The 14,743-nt window shown below is 59.1% G+C and carries 13 protein-coding genes; 10 read left to right on the top strand and 3 right to left on the bottom strand.

Annotation, left to right across the window (positions count from 1 at the left end; genetic code table 11):
- Positions 1–45 precede the first annotated feature (45 nt).
- The 7 genes from ABIE13_RS08000 (at position 46) to ABIE13_RS07970 (ending at position 6,830) form a co-directional block, all read left to right on the top strand.
- Positions 46–1,041: a Bug family tripartite tricarboxylate transporter substrate binding protein gene (locus ABIE13_RS08000; RefSeq protein WP_354442607.1), complete on the top strand. Its 996-nt coding sequence runs from the start codon at positions 46–48 to the stop codon at positions 1,039–1,041.
- Between the two features lie 59 nt (positions 1,042–1,100).
- On the top strand, positions 1,101–1,832 hold the full coding sequence (locus ABIE13_RS07995) for an ABC transporter substrate-binding protein (RefSeq protein WP_354442606.1): 732 nt from the start codon (positions 1,101–1,103) through the stop codon (positions 1,830–1,832).
- 25 nt (positions 1,833–1,857) lie between these two features.
- Entirely contained in the window at positions 1,858–2,250 is a 393-nt protein-coding gene (locus tag ABIE13_RS07990; protein WP_354442605.1) for a RidA family protein, read from the top strand.
- A 291-nt stretch (positions 2,251–2,541) separates the two neighbouring features.
- A complete protein-coding gene (locus ABIE13_RS07985) occupies positions 2,542–3,480 on the top strand; it encodes a LysR substrate-binding domain-containing protein (RefSeq protein WP_354442604.1) in 939 nt (312 codons plus the stop codon).
- Positions 3,481–3,564: 84 nt separating this feature from the next.
- A complete protein-coding gene (locus ABIE13_RS07980) occupies positions 3,565–4,152 on the top strand; it encodes a UbiX family flavin prenyltransferase (RefSeq protein ID WP_354442603.1) in 588 nt (195 codons plus the stop codon).
- 145 nt (positions 4,153–4,297) lie between these two features.
- On the top strand, positions 4,298–5,290 hold the full coding sequence (locus tag ABIE13_RS07975; protein WP_354442602.1) for a Bug family tripartite tricarboxylate transporter substrate binding protein: 993 nt from the start codon (positions 4,298–4,300) through the stop codon (positions 5,288–5,290).
- An 85-nt stretch (positions 5,291–5,375) separates the two neighbouring features.
- Positions 5,376–6,830 carry a UbiD family decarboxylase gene (locus ABIE13_RS07970; RefSeq protein ID WP_354442601.1) on the top strand — a complete coding sequence of 485 codons (1,455 nt, stop codon included), beginning with the start codon at positions 5,376–5,378 and terminating at the stop codon, positions 6,828–6,830.
- Positions 6,831–6,933: 103 nt separating this feature from the next.
- Here ABIE13_RS07970 and ABIE13_RS07965 read toward each other — a convergent pair whose 3' ends face one another.
- The 3 genes from ABIE13_RS07965 to ABIE13_RS07955 are packed head-to-tail and all read right to left on the bottom strand — an operon-like array spanning position 6,934 to position 10,815.
- On the bottom strand, positions 6,934–7,917 hold the full coding sequence (locus ABIE13_RS07965; RefSeq protein ID WP_354442600.1) for a Bug family tripartite tricarboxylate transporter substrate binding protein: 984 nt from the start codon (positions 7,915–7,917) through the stop codon (positions 6,934–6,936).
- 32 nt (positions 7,918–7,949) lie between these two features.
- Positions 7,950–9,503, bottom strand: coding sequence for a galactarate dehydratase (gene garD / locus ABIE13_RS07960; protein ID WP_354442599.1), 1,554 nt, complete (start codon positions 9,501–9,503; stop codon positions 7,950–7,952).
- Positions 9,504–9,513: 10 nt separating this feature from the next.
- A complete protein-coding gene (locus ABIE13_RS07955; RefSeq protein WP_354442598.1) occupies positions 9,514–10,815 on the bottom strand; it encodes a glucarate dehydratase family protein in 1,302 nt (433 codons plus the stop codon).
- A 231-nt stretch (positions 10,816–11,046) separates the two neighbouring features.
- Between ABIE13_RS07955 and ABIE13_RS07950 the strand changes: the two genes are divergently transcribed.
- The 3 genes from ABIE13_RS07950 to ABIE13_RS07940 all read left to right on the top strand — a co-directional run bounded on the left by ABIE13_RS07950 (position 11,047) and on the right by ABIE13_RS07940 (position 14,514).
- Positions 11,047–11,904 (top strand): FadR/GntR family transcriptional regulator, encoded by an 858-nt coding sequence (locus tag ABIE13_RS07950; protein WP_436278384.1) that lies wholly within the window; start codon positions 11,047–11,049, stop codon positions 11,902–11,904.
- A 141-nt stretch (positions 11,905–12,045) separates the two neighbouring features.
- Positions 12,046–12,957, top strand: coding sequence for a 5-dehydro-4-deoxyglucarate dehydratase (gene kdgD / locus ABIE13_RS07945; protein WP_354442597.1), 912 nt, complete (start codon positions 12,046–12,048; stop codon positions 12,955–12,957).
- Positions 12,958–13,173: 216 nt separating this feature from the next.
- Positions 13,174–14,514 (top strand): enolase C-terminal domain-like protein, encoded by a 1,341-nt coding sequence (locus ABIE13_RS07940; RefSeq protein WP_354442596.1) that lies wholly within the window; start codon positions 13,174–13,176, stop codon positions 14,512–14,514.
- Positions 14,515–14,743 lie beyond the last annotated feature (229 nt).

The following is a 14,743-nucleotide window of genomic DNA, read 5'->3' as shown; positions in this document are numbered from 1 at the left end:
CCATTGCGGGGAATTTCAAGAAACATGCACCTTGCAGGAGACTAAATGACCACTCGATGGATCCCAAAGCGCCGCAATACCCTGTTGTTGGGGGCCATGGTGGCCTCTCAGCTATTCCTCGGCAATGCCGCGTTGGCTCAAGCGTTTCCAAACCGACCGATCCGCGTCGTGGTTCCATTTGCGCCCGGTGGTGTGGTGGACGTGACTGCGCGCTTGCTCACTCAGAAGATGACCGAACGCCTGGGGTGGAATTTCATTGTGGACAACAAGCCAGGTGGCAACGGATTCATTGCCGTGTCTTACGTGGCCAAGGCGCCCGCAGACGGCTATACGCTGCTGACTGCACACACCGGTGAATTTGCAGTCAACCCGGCCATCTTTCCTTCCGTACCTTATGACCTGGACCGGGACTTTGCACCCATCACCATGATCAGCGACACGCCCATGCTGTTGGTGGCCAATTCGAAAGAGCCTTACAACACGATCCAGGAACTGGTGGCTGCTGAGAAAAAGGACCCGGGCAAGCTCGCCTTTTCTTCGCCTGGAAATGGCAGTGTGAATCATCTGGCGGGTGAGTGGTTCTCTCTCGAGGCCGGTGCAAAGTTGCTTCATGTTCCTTACAAGGGTGGTGCGCCGGCTGTGGCTGCAGTCGCTTCAGGGGAGGTTCCCCTGGGTGTGGTGGCGGTGCCGGCTGTGATGCCGCATGTCCAGTCGGGGAGAGTCAAAGTGCTGGGTCTCACCACGGCACGTCGCACGCCCTACAACAGCGCCTGGATGACTGCCAATGAGGCCGGCGTCAAGAACGTTGACGCGTCGAATTGGGTTGGACTGTTCGCTCCCAAGGGCGTGCCCTCCGACATCATGGCCAAGCTCCATGCTGAGGTTGCCAAGACACTACAAGATCCGGATGTAAAAAAGCGGTTCGCCGATGCGGGTGCTGAAGTAGGCGGAATGCCGTCAGCAGACTTTGCAAACCGAATTCGCAAGGACGTGGCGCGCTACCGCGACGTGGCCAAGAAGGTCAACATCAAATTGGAATGAATGGCTGACCGCCCGGTGAATCTCGGGTTGCGACCTCATAAAGTAAAGGCAGAGCTGAATTGAATCTTGATCTCGTCAAAGAGATAGCTCCCACGGGAGCGTTGAGGGTGTCGATCAATCTGGGAAATCCAGTGTTGGCGAGCCGGACCGACATTCATGGAGAGCCTCGCGGTGTTTCCGTGGATCTGGCGCGTGCGCTGGCCGGTCGATTGGGCGTGGCGCTGGAGACTGTGGTTTTCGATAGCGCAGGAAAATCAGTGGATGCCATTGCGAAAGGCGACGCAGACATTGGTTTTTTTGCTCTAGACCCGGCTCGTGCCGCTCAGCTTCGATTTGCACCGCCCTACGTTCTGATTCAGGGCGCTTATATGGTTCGAGAGAATTCCCCGCTCCGATCGGTTGAAGACGTAGATCAGGCTGGCCTGCGCGTCGTGGTGGGGGCGGGGAGTGCTTATGACCTTTTTCTTACCCGGGAACTCAAACATGCCCGCGTGGAACGAGCTCCAACTTCTCCGGCCGTAGTTGACGAATTCCTGCGTACGAATGCCGACGTGGCCGCTGGTGTGCGCCAGCAACTGGAGGCAGACGGCCTGCGTTTCCCCGGCTTGAGAATGCTGACGGGCGATTTCATGACTATTCAACAGGCCATCGGTGTTCCTGCCGGGCGCAGCGACGCGGTCGTCGCGGTGGTGCGCGAGTTTGTCGAAGATATGAAAGCGGACGGTTTTGTGGCTCGATCCCTCAAACGCAACGGTATTGTGGGAGCGCGGGTGGCGCCTCCAGCAGTCTGACAATGTATATAACCTGGAGACATTGATGGAGTCTGCACCATTTTGGAGCATTGCCACGCCCGCGGGTATGGCGCCGCCTGGCGGGCACTACAGCCATGTTGCTTCTGGGGGCGGACTGCTATTCGTCTCCGGGCAGCTTCCTGTGGCGCCGGACGGCACGGTCCTCTGCGACGCGCCCTTTGAAGAGCAGGCACGCCAGGTGCTGGCCAATGTAGCCAGTGCGGTCAAGGGCGGAGGAAGCTCGCTCGAAAAAATTGTGCAAGTTCGCGTCTACATTACCGACATATCCCTGTGGCCCGCCTTCAACACGATTTATGCGGAATGGATAGGGGGCACGCGGCCTGCACGTGCCGTGGTTCCCGTTCCGACGCTGCACTACGGCTGCAGCCTGGAGATTGAAGCCGTGGCCGCCCTTTGAGCACGGCGGCTCCAAAGGGGCTGCGCGGAATGCAGCAAACTCGCGATAGGTCGGGTCATCCCTTGTGATCATTCGGGCACCACGGCCTGACAATGCGATTTGAAGAGACTATTTTCCCTACAACCAGTGCGCCGGAACAATGCCGAATTGCGTTGAATCCATAAACACCGTTCGGGCTGAGCCTGTCGAAGCCTCGCGCGGCGCTTCGACAGGGTCAGCGTGAACGGATTCATGTATTTGAATGCAAGTTAGTAAGAAAGGCGCCCACCGTCAGATCCCATGCGAAGACCTATGCCCCCGCTCAATGCGCTGCTTGCTCTGGAGGCCATTGCGCGGCACCAGAGTTTCACCAGGGCTGCGTCAGAGCTGAGCATCACCCAGACCGCTATCAGCCATAGGATCAAGGAGCTGGAGAGCCTGCTGGGTATTCAGTTGTTCAGCCGCAAGCAGAATCTGACCAAAATCACCAATGAAGGACGAATCTACCTGGAGTGCGTGCGCCCAGCGATCGCCCAGATTGCAGCGGCCACCGAAAGCGTGTCCTCGGTGCACGACAACCGCCTCACCATCGCTTGCCTTTTTGCATTCTCCGCCAGATGCCTGACCCCTGCATTGCCAGAATTCCTGGCCATGCACCCAAATGTTGAACTGCGGTTGATGCCGTTGGCGCCGACCGATAGGCTGGAACAATGCGATTTCGACGTCGCGATCTGGCATGGAATAGATGACTGGCCGGATTTCGATGCGCAAAAAATTGCCGATGAAGATATCTTTCCGGTCTGCGCGCCAGCGCTGCTCGCATCCGGTCCGCCCCTGCGCATTTCTGAAGATCTTCGGCACTATCCTATCGTGCGGACCGCATCTCCCATCATCACGGACGACTGGACCGTGTGGTTGCGTGAATCCAATACAGAGGTTGACACGTTTGTCAGCGAGGTCCATTGCGGGACACTGGCCTTTGCCATGAACGCCATCATTGAAGGATTGGGTGTCGGGATTGGGCGCTCCATGCTGGTGGGCAAGGATCTGGAAAGCGGGCGGCTTGTTGAGCCCTTCACGTTTCGCTACCGCTCACCTGCTGGCTATCACGTACTGAGCAGGCCTGAACGCTCTGCACTGCCCAAAGTGCAGAAGTTCAAACGCTGGTTGCTGGCGCACTTCGCGAAGACTGGGCAGGCCATCCCCATTGGCGCTGCTCCGGGACTTCATGAACCATTTTCATGGGACTGAGCGAAATTACTCGTTGGGCATATTCGGCCTACCTTGCTCACAATCGGGCTATCCGATTTCAAGCGAAGTATTTTGGTGACTGCCATGTCCAACAGTTCGATTCCCCGGCGCCTTATCGTCGGCATTAGTGGTGCATCAGGCGCCATTTTTGGCGTGCGCCTTCTGCAGGTTCTGCAGGGATCGGACATTCAGACTCATTTGGTGATGAGCGACTCGGCGAAGCTGACGATTGCCGCTGAAGTAGATATGTCCGTGAAGGAGGTCGAGAGTCTGGCCTTCGAAGTTCATCACGCGAAGAATGTTGGGGCCACCATCTCGTCGGGGTCTTACAAGACCATAGGCATGGTTGTTGCCCCGTGCTCCATTCGATCGCTTTCCGAGATTGCCTACGGTAACACCACAGGGCTGCTCACACGTGCTGCCGATGTGGTGCTCAAAGAGCGGCGACGGCTTGTCCTGCTCGTGCGCGAAACCCCTTTGCACAATGGTCACCTCAAGGCCATGCTGCAAGCCAGTGATAACGGCGCCGTCATCATGCCCCCGGTTCCCGCGATGTATGTGAAGCCGCGCTCGATTGATGACATGGTTAACCACACCGTCGGTCGTTGCCTGGATCTTTTTGATGTGGACACCGATTTGGTTCGCCGGTGGGGCGGCATGGGTAAGCCATGAGCAAGGTCGGACTCTCCTTATTCATTTATTAGAAGTTGCCTGCTCAACTTCCGTTTGCGCGTGCCAGCAAATCTTCATTCCCCTGGATGGGCAATGAAGTCGCTGACTTGATTTTCTGTTGATACCAGACATGGAGAAAGTACAGATGAACAGACCATTTTCCCGACGTGAATTGATGGCCGCTGCGGCAGGCATCCCAGTCGCAGCTTTGCCCTTTCATGCCGGCGCGCAAACGGGTTATCCCGACCGCGCTATCAGGATCGTCGTGCCGTTCGCGCCTGGCGGTGATGGAGATGTGATGGCCCGTTACTGGGCCAGGGCTGCGGCGCCACTGTCCGGGTTCAACTTCATCATTGACAACAAGGCGGGTGCTGGTGGGGTCATTGGTGCCAGTGAAGTCGCTCGATCCAAACCCGACGGCTATACCCTCCTGTTGGGTACCACGACGACCCAGATTGTCAACCCGCTTGCATCGGCCAAGCCGCAGTACGATGGCTTGAAAGATTTCGTCATGGTCGGTCCGGTCAGTGCCAATCCCACCTGCGTGCTCGTGCACCCCTCTGTGCCTGCCAAGAACCTGCAGGAGCTTGCCGCTCTGGCACGCAGCCAACCAGACAAGTTGTCTTACGGATCAGCCGGCGCCGGCACCATCACCAATCTGACTGGTGAGCTTTTCAAATACCTTAACGGAAAGCTGCAGATTACCCACGTAGCGTACCGAGGTGGTGGGCCGGCCATGGCAGATGTGATTGCCGGCCACCTGCAGCTTGCGACGCCTATCATGTCTTCAGCGGTGCTGGGGCATCACCGCTCCGGTCGCGTTCGTATTCTGGCGATCAACAGCCCCACGCGTCTGAAGTCCGCACCCGACATTCCGACCGCCGTTGAAAGCGGCATGCCAGACATGAGGGTCGTAGTTTTCAATGCACTCTTCGCTCCAGCCAATTTGCCCAGGCCAGTGCTGGAAACCCTGCGCGGGGTGACCAGAAAGGTCGCTGGCGATGCTGGGTTTGCATCGAACGTTCAACAGGCAGGTGCTGAGATGCTGGTCGTGGCCGATCCTGAAAAATACATGCAGGAGGAGATGGGGCGCTGGAGCCGTCTGATCAAGGCCATGGATTTTAAGATTGAAGATTAGAGCCTAGTCACCTCAAGCTTCTGACGGCATGCGTCATGGAAATGGTGCACGCCAAATCTTTCCCTTTTTTCTCTGAGAGTTAAGTATGAGCAATACGTTGGTTGGTCATCCGCTGGATCTGCGGGCCTGGATCGAAGATACCCGGAAGTTGGGCGAATTGACTGAAGTTTCGGGTGCTGATTGGGACTTGGAAATCGGTGCCATCAGTGAACTGAATGTCAAGAAGGACCTGCCGAACGCGCTGCTGTTTGACGACATCCCAGGCTATCCCAAGGGACACCGGGTCATGACATGCAGCACCAGCAGTCCCGCGCGTCTGTCTTCAATCCTGCGCTTGCCCATCGAAATGACAAACGCCGGCCTGACGCAATCGCTTCGGGGCAAGCCCAAGCAATGGCAAGGCCTGGCTGCGGACTATCCCCCGGTCTCAGTGGCGACTGGGCCGGTCTTTGAAAATGTCCAGGAGAAGGAGTCGGTCGACGTGCTGGCGTTTCCTTCTCCTTTGTGGCATGAGAAGGACGGCGGCAGGTACATTGGTACCGGCTGCATGGTCGTCACCAAGGATCTGGATTCTGACTGGGTCAATGTCGGTACCTACCGCGTCATGGTTCATGACAAGAACCATGTGGGCCTCGACATGATTCCGGGCAAGCATGGTGCCATTCAGTACGACAAGTACATGAAGGCTGGCAAGCCTTTCCCGGTGGCGATCGTCGTTGGCTGTGACCCACTGGGCTATCTGATCTCCGGTATCGAAGTGCCTTTCGGCATGTGCGAGTACAACTATATTGGCGCGATTCTCAAACAGCCGGTTTCTGTAGTCCGTGGCCAACTCACGGATTTGCCTATTCCCAGCCACGCCGAAATTGTTCTGGAAGGCTGGGCCTACCCAGGTGACGAGCGCATTGAAGGCCCATTCGGTGAGTTCCATGGTTACTACCCCGGCAAGCCCGCAACTGCACCGGTTGTCACGGTAGAGAAGGTCTATTTCCGCAACAACCCCATCATCATGGGGAGCCCGCCCGCGAAGCCGCCGAACGATTACTCGTACTCCAAGGCGGTTATGCGGTCAGCCTTGTTGATGGATGCGTTGATCGCATCCGGCGTGCCTGATGTTCAAGCAGTCTGGGCACATGAAATTGGTGGTGCACGCATGTTCAACGTGGTCTCCATCAAGCAACGGTACGCCGGCCATGCCCGCCAGGCTGGGCACATTCTCAGCCAGTGCGGTGTGGGCGCGTACATGTCGCGTTACTCGGTGGTTGTGGACGAGGACATTGATCCCTCCAATATGCAGGAGGTGATGTGGGCGGTTGCCACGCGGTCTGACCCCGAGATGGATATCGACATCACCAGGCGGGGCATGGGCTCCAAGAACGATCCCATGTCCATCGCCTATACCTATAAGGCGCCGTTCAACTCCAAAGCCATCATTGACGCTTGCCGTCCATTCGACTTCATTAATGAGTTTCCAGAAGTCGCCGAAGCCAGCAAGCAATTGCAGGAGACGGTGCGTGCGAAATGGAAGCACATTCTTTGAGGTGACTCTGTGAGCCGGTGAGCCCGAGGCCGCCGCGCTCCGCAAGAACTAAAGGGATCAACTACAGTGCGGCGCCTGATCCCGGACAGAGCGCCGCGTCGTTTTACTCAGCTTTGATGCCGGCCTGCTTGATCACCTTGGCCCACTTGTCGACTTCGACCTTTTGATATGCCGCAAGCTGGGCAGGCGTCATCGAAGATGGTTCCATTCCAAATCCTTTCAGTCTGGTTTGAATTTCAGGCAGGGCCAGTACCTTCATCACCTCGGCATGCAGGCGGTCGATGATGGGCTGAGGCGTGCCCGCAGGTACAAACATGGCTTGCCAAGACACCATGTCGAAGCCCTTCTGGCCACTTTCGCTGATGGTGGGCACGTCAGGAAAGCCCGGTACTCGCTGGCTGCCAGTGATGGCAATGGGGCGCAAGCGTCCGCTTTGGATGTGTGGTCCTACGACAAGGCTTGTGTCGAACATCATGTCTATCTGTCCGCCCACCAAGTCCTGCACGGCTGGACCGGACCCTTTGTAAGGTGCGTGGGTGAACTTCACGCCCGACTGGCTGGCCAGAAGCTCCAGTGCCATATGCGGGGAGGTGCCGATGCCGGGAGAGCCAGAGGTCAGGCCGCCATTTTTCGCTCGGCTGGCCTTCAATACATCGTCAAGCGTACGCAGCGGGCCGGACGCAGGCACCACCAACAGCAGAGGGCTCACACCCAGCATCGCGACGGGGGAAAACGACTTGACCATGTCGTAGCCGAGAGGCGTGCTGTAGAGGCTGCCGTTGATGGAGTGCGAACTGATCGTGCCACCGAGGATGGTGTAGCCGTCCGCAGGCGCACGTGAAGCGATGGCCGAGCCGACGCTACCGCCAGCGCCACCCTTGTTGTCAATGACGACCGGCGTGGCCAACGCATTCGACAAAGGCTGCGCAATCAAGCGCGCCAGCGTGTCGGTGTTCCCCCCAGGAGGAAAAGGTACAACGTATGTAATGGCCTTGCCTGTGGGCCAGGCGCCTTGCGCGAAGGCGCTCGTGCCGGTGCCAGCGACCAGGCTGGCCGCGAGTGCTTGAAGTGCGGTTCTGCGTTGCATGTCATGTCTCCTTCTTGGTCATGTGAAATGGTTCAGGTCACTGGTGCTGGGTTGAAGAGCACCAGCGCATTGGCAAGCTTCCATTGCTCGGCCCAGGTCTTGCGGCGGCCGCTCGCTACGTCGAGCATCATCTGGAACAGCTCCCACCCTGTCTCTTCTATCGTGGCTTCGCCATCAGCGATGCGGCCCGCGTTCAAATCCATCAGGTCGTGCCAGCGCCGCGCGAGTTCGGTGCGGGTGGCCACCTTGATCACCGGCACTTCGGCCAAGCCGTAGGGTGTGCCGCGTCCGGTGGTGAATACATGCAGATTCATACCGGCGGCCAGTTGCAGGGTGCCGCAGATGAAGTCGCTTGCTGGCGTGGCGGCGTAGAGCAGGCCCCTCTGGGTGGCTTTTTCGCCCGGACGCACCACACCTGAGATAGGGGACGTGCCCGATTTCACGATGGAGCCCATCGCCTTCTCCACAATATTGGAGAGGCCACCCTTCTTGTTCCCAGGGGTGGTGTTGGCGCTGCGGTCTACGCGGCCTCTATCCAGGTAGGCGTCGTACCACGCCATCTCGCGGATCATGGCCTGTGCCACCTCAGGTGTAGTCGCTCGCGAAGTAAGCTGGTCAATGCCGTCTCGCACCTCAGTGACCTCGCTGAACATGACGGTGGCACCTGCCCGTACGAGCAGGTCTGTGCAGAAGCCGACGGCTGGGTTGGCGGTCACCCCACTGAAGGCGTCGCTTCCGCCGCATTGCACACCAACGACCAATTCACTTGCGGGCACGGTCACCCGGCGCCGTGCGTTGAGGCGGGCAAGGTGCACATCGGCCTGGCGCAGGATGGATTCGACCATGGACATGAAGCCCACATGCGCCTCGTCCTGCAGGCATACGACGTCGAGCGCAGCGTCGCCTTGTTGGCGTTCGTCTACGACCGGAATGGAACCAGGAGGCAACAGGCGCTCAGGTTGAAGTTTTTCGCAGCCAAGGCTGACTACCATCACCTCGCCCCCGAAGTTAGGGTTCAGGCTGATGTTGCGCAGCGTGCGGATGGGAATCACTGCGTCTGGCGCGTCGATGGCCACACCGCAGCCGTAGCTGTGCTCAAGTGCGACCACATCGTCGACATTGGGGTAGCGGGGCAGCAACTCGGCCTTGATTCTTTTGACCGCGAAGTCGGTTACTCCGGCCACGCATTGGACGGTCTGTGTGATGGCCAGGATGTTGCGCGTGCCCACTGAGCCGTCCGCGTTGCGGAAACCCTCGAACGTGTAGCCTTCCAGAGGCGCCATGACCGGTGGCTTGACCGTGGCCTCGGGCAAGCCCTCGAGTGACCGTGCTTGCGGCATTCGCAACAATCGCTCGTGAACCCAGGCTCCCGCCGCGATGTCGGCGATGGCATAGCCAATCGGCACGCCGTAGCGCAGCACTGCCTCACCAGCGGCGATTGCCTTCAACGCGACTTTGTGCGCCTGCGGCACTTTGTCCATCAGCACAAGTCCGTCATCGAAGACAGTGCCAGCGGCAAGGCCCCCCTCATTGGCAATGATCGCGACGTTGTCGCGCGGGTCCATGACGATGCGAAGCGGTTTCATCAGGGAAGTGTCAGTAACGTGGCTGCACGCCAGTGAATGAGGGGTCGTATTTTTTCATCTGACCCAGATCGTCACGTGCACGGATGCCGCATGAAAGGTAGTTGTCGTGAAGGCGCGCCAGAGCCTCGCGGTCCAAGGTCACGCCAAGGCCTGGGCCCATAGGGACTCTCAGGCTACCTTCATCGAAGGCAAGGCGCCCGCCTTCGATCACCTCGTCGTCCTGCCAGGGGTAATGAGTATCACAAGCGTAGGTGAGCAGCGGCACGCTCGCGCACAGGTGCGTCATCGCCACAAGGCTGATACCGAGGTGCGAGTTGCTGTGCATCGACAGGCCCAGATCGAACGTGCTGCACAAGGTAGACAATCGTTGCGTTGCCCGCAGGCCACCCCAGTAGTGGTGGTCTGACAGCACAATCTTCACCGGGCAGCCCATATCGGCGTTGCGGCGGAATTCGGCAAAGTCGGTCACCACCATGTTGGTGGCAAGCGGTACGTCGCTGGCGTTCGCTACGGCAGCCATGCCTTCCAGGCCGGGAGCGGGGTCTTCATAGTACTCAAGCACACCACGCAGTTTTTCAACAATGCGCAAGCTCGTTTCTACGGACCAGTTGGCATTGGGGTCTATGCGCAAAGGCGTGCCGGGAAAAGCTTTCGCCAAGGCAAGCAGGTGCTCTGCCTCGTCGTCCGGCGCGAGCGCACCTGCCTTGAGCTTGATGCTTTTGAAGCCGTAAGCGTCGATCATGCGTTGCGCTTGCGTTACCAGTTGCGCGGACGTCAAGGCTTCGCCCCAGGGATCGACCGGATACCCGGAGGAGGAGGGCGCGTCAATGTGTGTGGCGTACTTGTAGAAGAGGTAGGCAGAGAAGGGCACCCGATCCCGCGATGCGCCACCCAGCAGGTCCACCACCGGGGCGTTCGCCAGTTGACCTTGCAGGTCCATCATCGCGACCTCGAAGGCGCTGGTGACCTTCGCGACGGTTTTTGATACGTGTGTTCCGGGCGCCAGCGACACGTGAGTACCCAAGAATTCCGAAGCGGCCGCAGCAGGCCTGACCAATGCAGCGACGCGGGCTTCCATGTCGGAGAGCGCCCAGGGAGATAGACCATTCAGCGCGGGACTGGCCTTGGCCAGCGCTTGCAGCATCGACAGATCGCCGTAGGTTTCGTTGATGCCGACCAGGCCAGAGGCTGTCTCGATTTCTATGATGGCGCGCAGCGCCCAGGGCTCATGGATGCCGGCAGCATTCAGCAGTGGTGGGTCACGAAAAGCAATGGGCGTGACGCGGACCTGGCGGATGACGTGGGAGGTCATTCGGCAGTCCAGTCCAGACCATTGCTCGAACAGGCGACAACCAAAGCCGCCAGGCCAAGCCGATAGCTGACTCGCCCGGTAACCTGAGGTCGAAGATGGCTAGGCCTAGAAGAAGCACTGGTAGCGGTCATGTCTCAGCGGGTTGGTTTCTTGAGTGCCGTTGGAGCGACTGTTCAGGTCATTTCTTGTTGTCAGTTGTCAGACGACTGTTAACGCGATTATCATCAGGGTATGGCAACTGTGTCAATCAACGAGACTCCGGATAATCCCGTACCCCTGCCGGGATCGGTGGCGGTGTCGACTGTGGCATCTATTCCTCTGGTGCCCCCGATGCGCAAACGCTCGCGGGGCCTGGCTCATGCTGTGGTTGACGATATCGCTCGGCGCATCGATGCCGGGCTGTTGAAGGCTGGCGACAAGTTGCCCACCGAGGCCGAATTCATGCAGGCCCATGGCGTAAGCCGCACCGTGGTGCGTGAGGCGCTGTCTCGCCTGCAGGCGGGTGGCCGCGTGGAGACCCATCACGGCATTGGTACTTTCGTGCTGGAGACATCAGGGCCTGTGGTGGCTATCCGCCTGGAACCCTCTGATCTGGCCAATGCCTCGGAAGTGCTGGCGGTGCTGGAGCTGCGCATCAGTCTGGAGACTGAGTCGGCTGGCCTAGCTGCGCAGCGCAGGAGCGACGCTCAATTGGCGGCCATGCGCAGCGCACTCGATGCTTTCGAGGCGGGTGTGGCAGGGCAGGGTGAGACTGTCTCGCACGACTTTCGCTTTCACCAATTGATAGCGCAGGCCACCGGAAATCGGCACTTTGCCGACATCATGGGTCATCTGGGTGCGGCGCTGATCCCTCGCAGCCGGGTGAATTCTCCGCGTCTGGCGCAAGAAGACCCCTCGGTGTACCTGCGTCGCGTGAGCCGAGAACACGAAGAGATTTATGAGGCCATTGCCCGGCGCGACCCGGATGCCGCTCGGGCGGCCATGCGTCTGCACTTGACGAACAGCCGCGAACGCCTGCGCCGTGCTCAGGCGGCGTTGGCTGCAAGCGAAGTGGCCGGCGAGTCTGCGACGCGTACCAGCGGCCGCTGAGTTGGTCACTCAGGGTTAATACGAGGGCGCAACATTGTCATTTAAGTTGTACGATGACTAACAACTGAATTTCTTCTTTTCTGACTGACTGCTCAAGTCGTTCAACCGGATCTCTACCAACCCCTACCTACTCTTTTGACTATGAATCCACAAGAACTCAAGTCCATCATGGGCAGCGGCTTGCTGTCGTTCCCGCTCACAGATTTCGATGCTGCGGGTGATTTCGATCCCAAAGGCTATGCGAAGCGCCTCGAATGGCTTGCACCTTATGGCGCCACCGCACTGTTTGCGGCAGGCGGCACGGGCGAGTTCTTCTCGCTGACGTCGAGCGAATATCCCGGGATCATCAAAACTGCGGTGGATGTTTGCCGCGGCAAGGTGCCGATCATCGCGGGTGCTGGGGGGCCAACGCGCTTTGCCATTGAGTGCGCGCAAGCCGCTGAGCGGGCAGGAGCACACGGCGTGCTGCTGCTGCCTCACTACCTCACGGAAGCGGGGCAGGAAGGCCTTGCTGCCCATGTGGAAGCGATCTGCAAGAGCGTGAAGTTTGGTGTCATCGTCTACAACCGTGCGCAAAGCCGCCTGTCCCCCGAGACCCTGGAAAAGCTGGCAGAGCGCAATCCGAACCTGGTGGGTTTCAAGGACGGCATAGGCGACATCGAGCTCATGAGTGCCATCTACATGAAGATGGGGGAGCGCTTTGCTTACCTGGGCGGCTTGCCCACGGCAGAGGTTTATGCTGCAGCCTACAAGGCCCTGGGCACACCGGTCTATTCGTCCGCGGTGTTCAATTTCATTCCCAAAACGGCCATGCAGTTCTATGAGGCAGTACGTACTGACGACATGGTCACTCAGCACCGTTTGCTTCGCGATTTCTTCATGCCTTACCTCACCATCCGCAACAAGGGGCATGGCTATGCGGTGAGCATCGTCAAGGCCGGTGCGAAGATTGTGGGCCATGACGCGGGCCCCGTCCGGCCGCCTCTGACGGATCTGAAACCTGACGAATATGCGGAACTCGAGAAGCTGATCGCGGCGCTTGGTCCACAGTAGGGCTGTACCCAGCCCTGCACGCCCCGAAATTCCGACGCACCGCCGATCTCTCTGTTTCACTAGATTATTGAGGGTTTCGTAATTCATGACACCTAAGCTTCTACCGTTCACGGCTGAGCCTGTCGAAGCGCCGCGCAAGGCTTCGACAGGCTCAGCCCGAACGGATATTTGTCATGGTGAATGAAAGTTTCAATAGTTTGACTTGGCAACCCGTACATGACACGTGATACCCCTGTGATCACCGCCTTGCGCGTCATTCCCGTCGCGGGGCGTGACGGCATGCTGATGAACCTGAGTGGTGCGCATGCACCATTTTTCACACGCAACATTCTCATCCTCAGCGACAACGCTGGCCGCACAGGCTTGGGCGAGGTTCCAGGTGGCGAGGCGATCCGCAAGACGCTGGAAGATGCTGCGGCGCATGTTGTCGGCCAACCGGTGGGGCAATGGAGCGCCATCTTGCGCGCTACCGAACGCGCGTTTGCGGAGCGTGATTCGGGCGGTCGAGGCTTGCAGACCTTCGATCTGCGCGTGGCCATTCATGCGCAGGCTGCGCTCGAGTCGGCGCTGCTCGACTTGCTGGGGCAGCACCTGGAGGTACCTCTGGCCGCATTGCTTGGGGAAGGCCAGCAACGTGATCGCGTTGAAATGCTGGGTTACCTGTTCTTTGTGGGAGATTCCTCAAAGACCAAACTTCCTTATCTGAAGGCCAGCGATGAAGCCGGCGCTGACAACGACTGGGCCCGGGTTCGCCACATGGGGGCCATGGACCCGGCTGCCATAGTGCGGCAGGCCGAGGCCGCGTATGCGCGCTACGGCTTCAACGATTTCAAGCTCAAGGGCGGCGTACTGGCGGGTGAGGCCGAGGTCGAAGCGGTCACTGCTCTGCACCGGCGTTTTCCTCAAGCGCGAGTCACCCTGGATCCCAACGGCGGCTGGCTGCTGAAGGACGCCATCCGCCTCATGCGCGACATGCACGGCGTGCTGGCCTATGCGGAAGATCCTTGCGGCGCCGAAGACGGTTTCTCGGGCCGTGAGGTCATGGCTGAGTTCCGCCGCGCCACCGGCCTGCCCACAGCCACCAATATGGTAGCCACAGACTGGCGCCAGTTGGTGCATGCGCTTTCGCTGCAGTCTGTGGACATCCCCCTGGCCGATCCGCATTTCTGGACGCTTTCCGGTTCGGTGCGCGTGGCGCAGACCTGCCGCGACTGGGGTCTGACCTGGGGTTCGCACTCCAACAATCATTTTGATGTCTCGCTGGCGATGTTCACCCACGTTGGCGCAGCCGCGCCGGGGAAAGTGACTGCGATAGACACGCACTGGATCTGGCAGGACGGTCAGTACCTCACGAAAGACCCGCTGACGATAAAAAATGGCTTCGTGGACGTGCCGAAGAAGCCCGGCCTTGGCGTGGAACTCGATATGGACGCCGTCGAGCGTGCGCACCAGCTTTATCTGCAGCATGGCCTGGGTTCGCGCGACGATGCCATGGCTATGCAGTACCTCATTCCCGGCTGGTCCTTCGATCCCAAGAGGCCCTGCATGGTGCGCTGACCATTTTTGCAGGGAAGCGCTGGCAGGGGCCCAGGAGGCTGCGCGGCTGGACGCCCCTCCTGGCTGAGTGCGCCCCTGACTTTCACATGACTTTCAGAGTTTTCTGGTCAAACCTTGATCACAACCAGGGACAATAGCGCCCAAAGGAACTGCTGCAGGGGATTCTGACCGGTGAGCATTCGTCATGCCCGCACTCAGGGATGGCTTTTTGAGCTCTCTTCAGGAATCT

The organism is Ottowia thiooxydans, assembly GCF_040548795.1.
Classification (GTDB): domain Bacteria; phylum Pseudomonadota; class Gammaproteobacteria; order Burkholderiales; family Burkholderiaceae_C; genus Ottowia; species Ottowia thiooxydans_A.
This window is presented reverse-complemented; position numbering and strand designations above follow the sequence as displayed.

Bases quoted from the DNA above. Each gene is read 5' to 3' on its own strand.
- ABIE13_RS08000 (WP_354442607.1), top strand. From the start codon at position 46: ATGACCACTCGATGGATCCCAAAGCGCCGCAATACCCTGTTGTTGGGG.
- ABIE13_RS07990 (WP_354442605.1), top strand. From the start codon at position 1,858: ATGGAGTCTGCACCATTTTGGAGCATTGCCACGCCCGCGGGTATGGCG.
- ABIE13_RS07985 (WP_354442604.1), top strand. From the start codon at position 2,542: ATGCCCCCGCTCAATGCGCTGCTTGCTCTGGAGGCCATTGCGCGGCAC.
- ABIE13_RS07980 (WP_354442603.1), top strand. From the start codon at position 3,565: ATGTCCAACAGTTCGATTCCCCGGCGCCTTATCGTCGGCATTAGTGGT.
- ABIE13_RS07975 (WP_354442602.1), top strand. From the start codon at position 4,298: ATGAACAGACCATTTTCCCGACGTGAATTGATGGCCGCTGCGGCAGGC.
- ABIE13_RS07970 (WP_354442601.1), top strand. From the start codon at position 5,376: ATGAGCAATACGTTGGTTGGTCATCCGCTGGATCTGCGGGCCTGGATC.
- ABIE13_RS07965 (WP_354442600.1), bottom strand. From the start codon at position 7,917: ATGCAACGCAGAACCGCACTTCAAGCACTCGCGGCCAGCCTGGTCGCT.
- garD (WP_354442599.1), bottom strand. From the start codon at position 9,503: ATGAAACCGCTTCGCATCGTCATGGACCCGCGCGACAACGTCGCGATC.
- ABIE13_RS07955 (WP_354442598.1), bottom strand. From the start codon at position 10,815: ATGACCTCCCACGTCATCCGCCAGGTCCGCGTCACGCCCATTGCTTTT.
- ABIE13_RS07950 (WP_436278384.1), top strand. From the start codon at position 11,047: ATGGCAACTGTGTCAATCAACGAGACTCCGGATAATCCCGTACCCCTG.
- kdgD (WP_354442597.1), top strand. From the start codon at position 12,046: ATGAATCCACAAGAACTCAAGTCCATCATGGGCAGCGGCTTGCTGTCG.
- ABIE13_RS07940 (WP_354442596.1), top strand. From the start codon at position 13,174: ATGACACGTGATACCCCTGTGATCACCGCCTTGCGCGTCATTCCCGTC.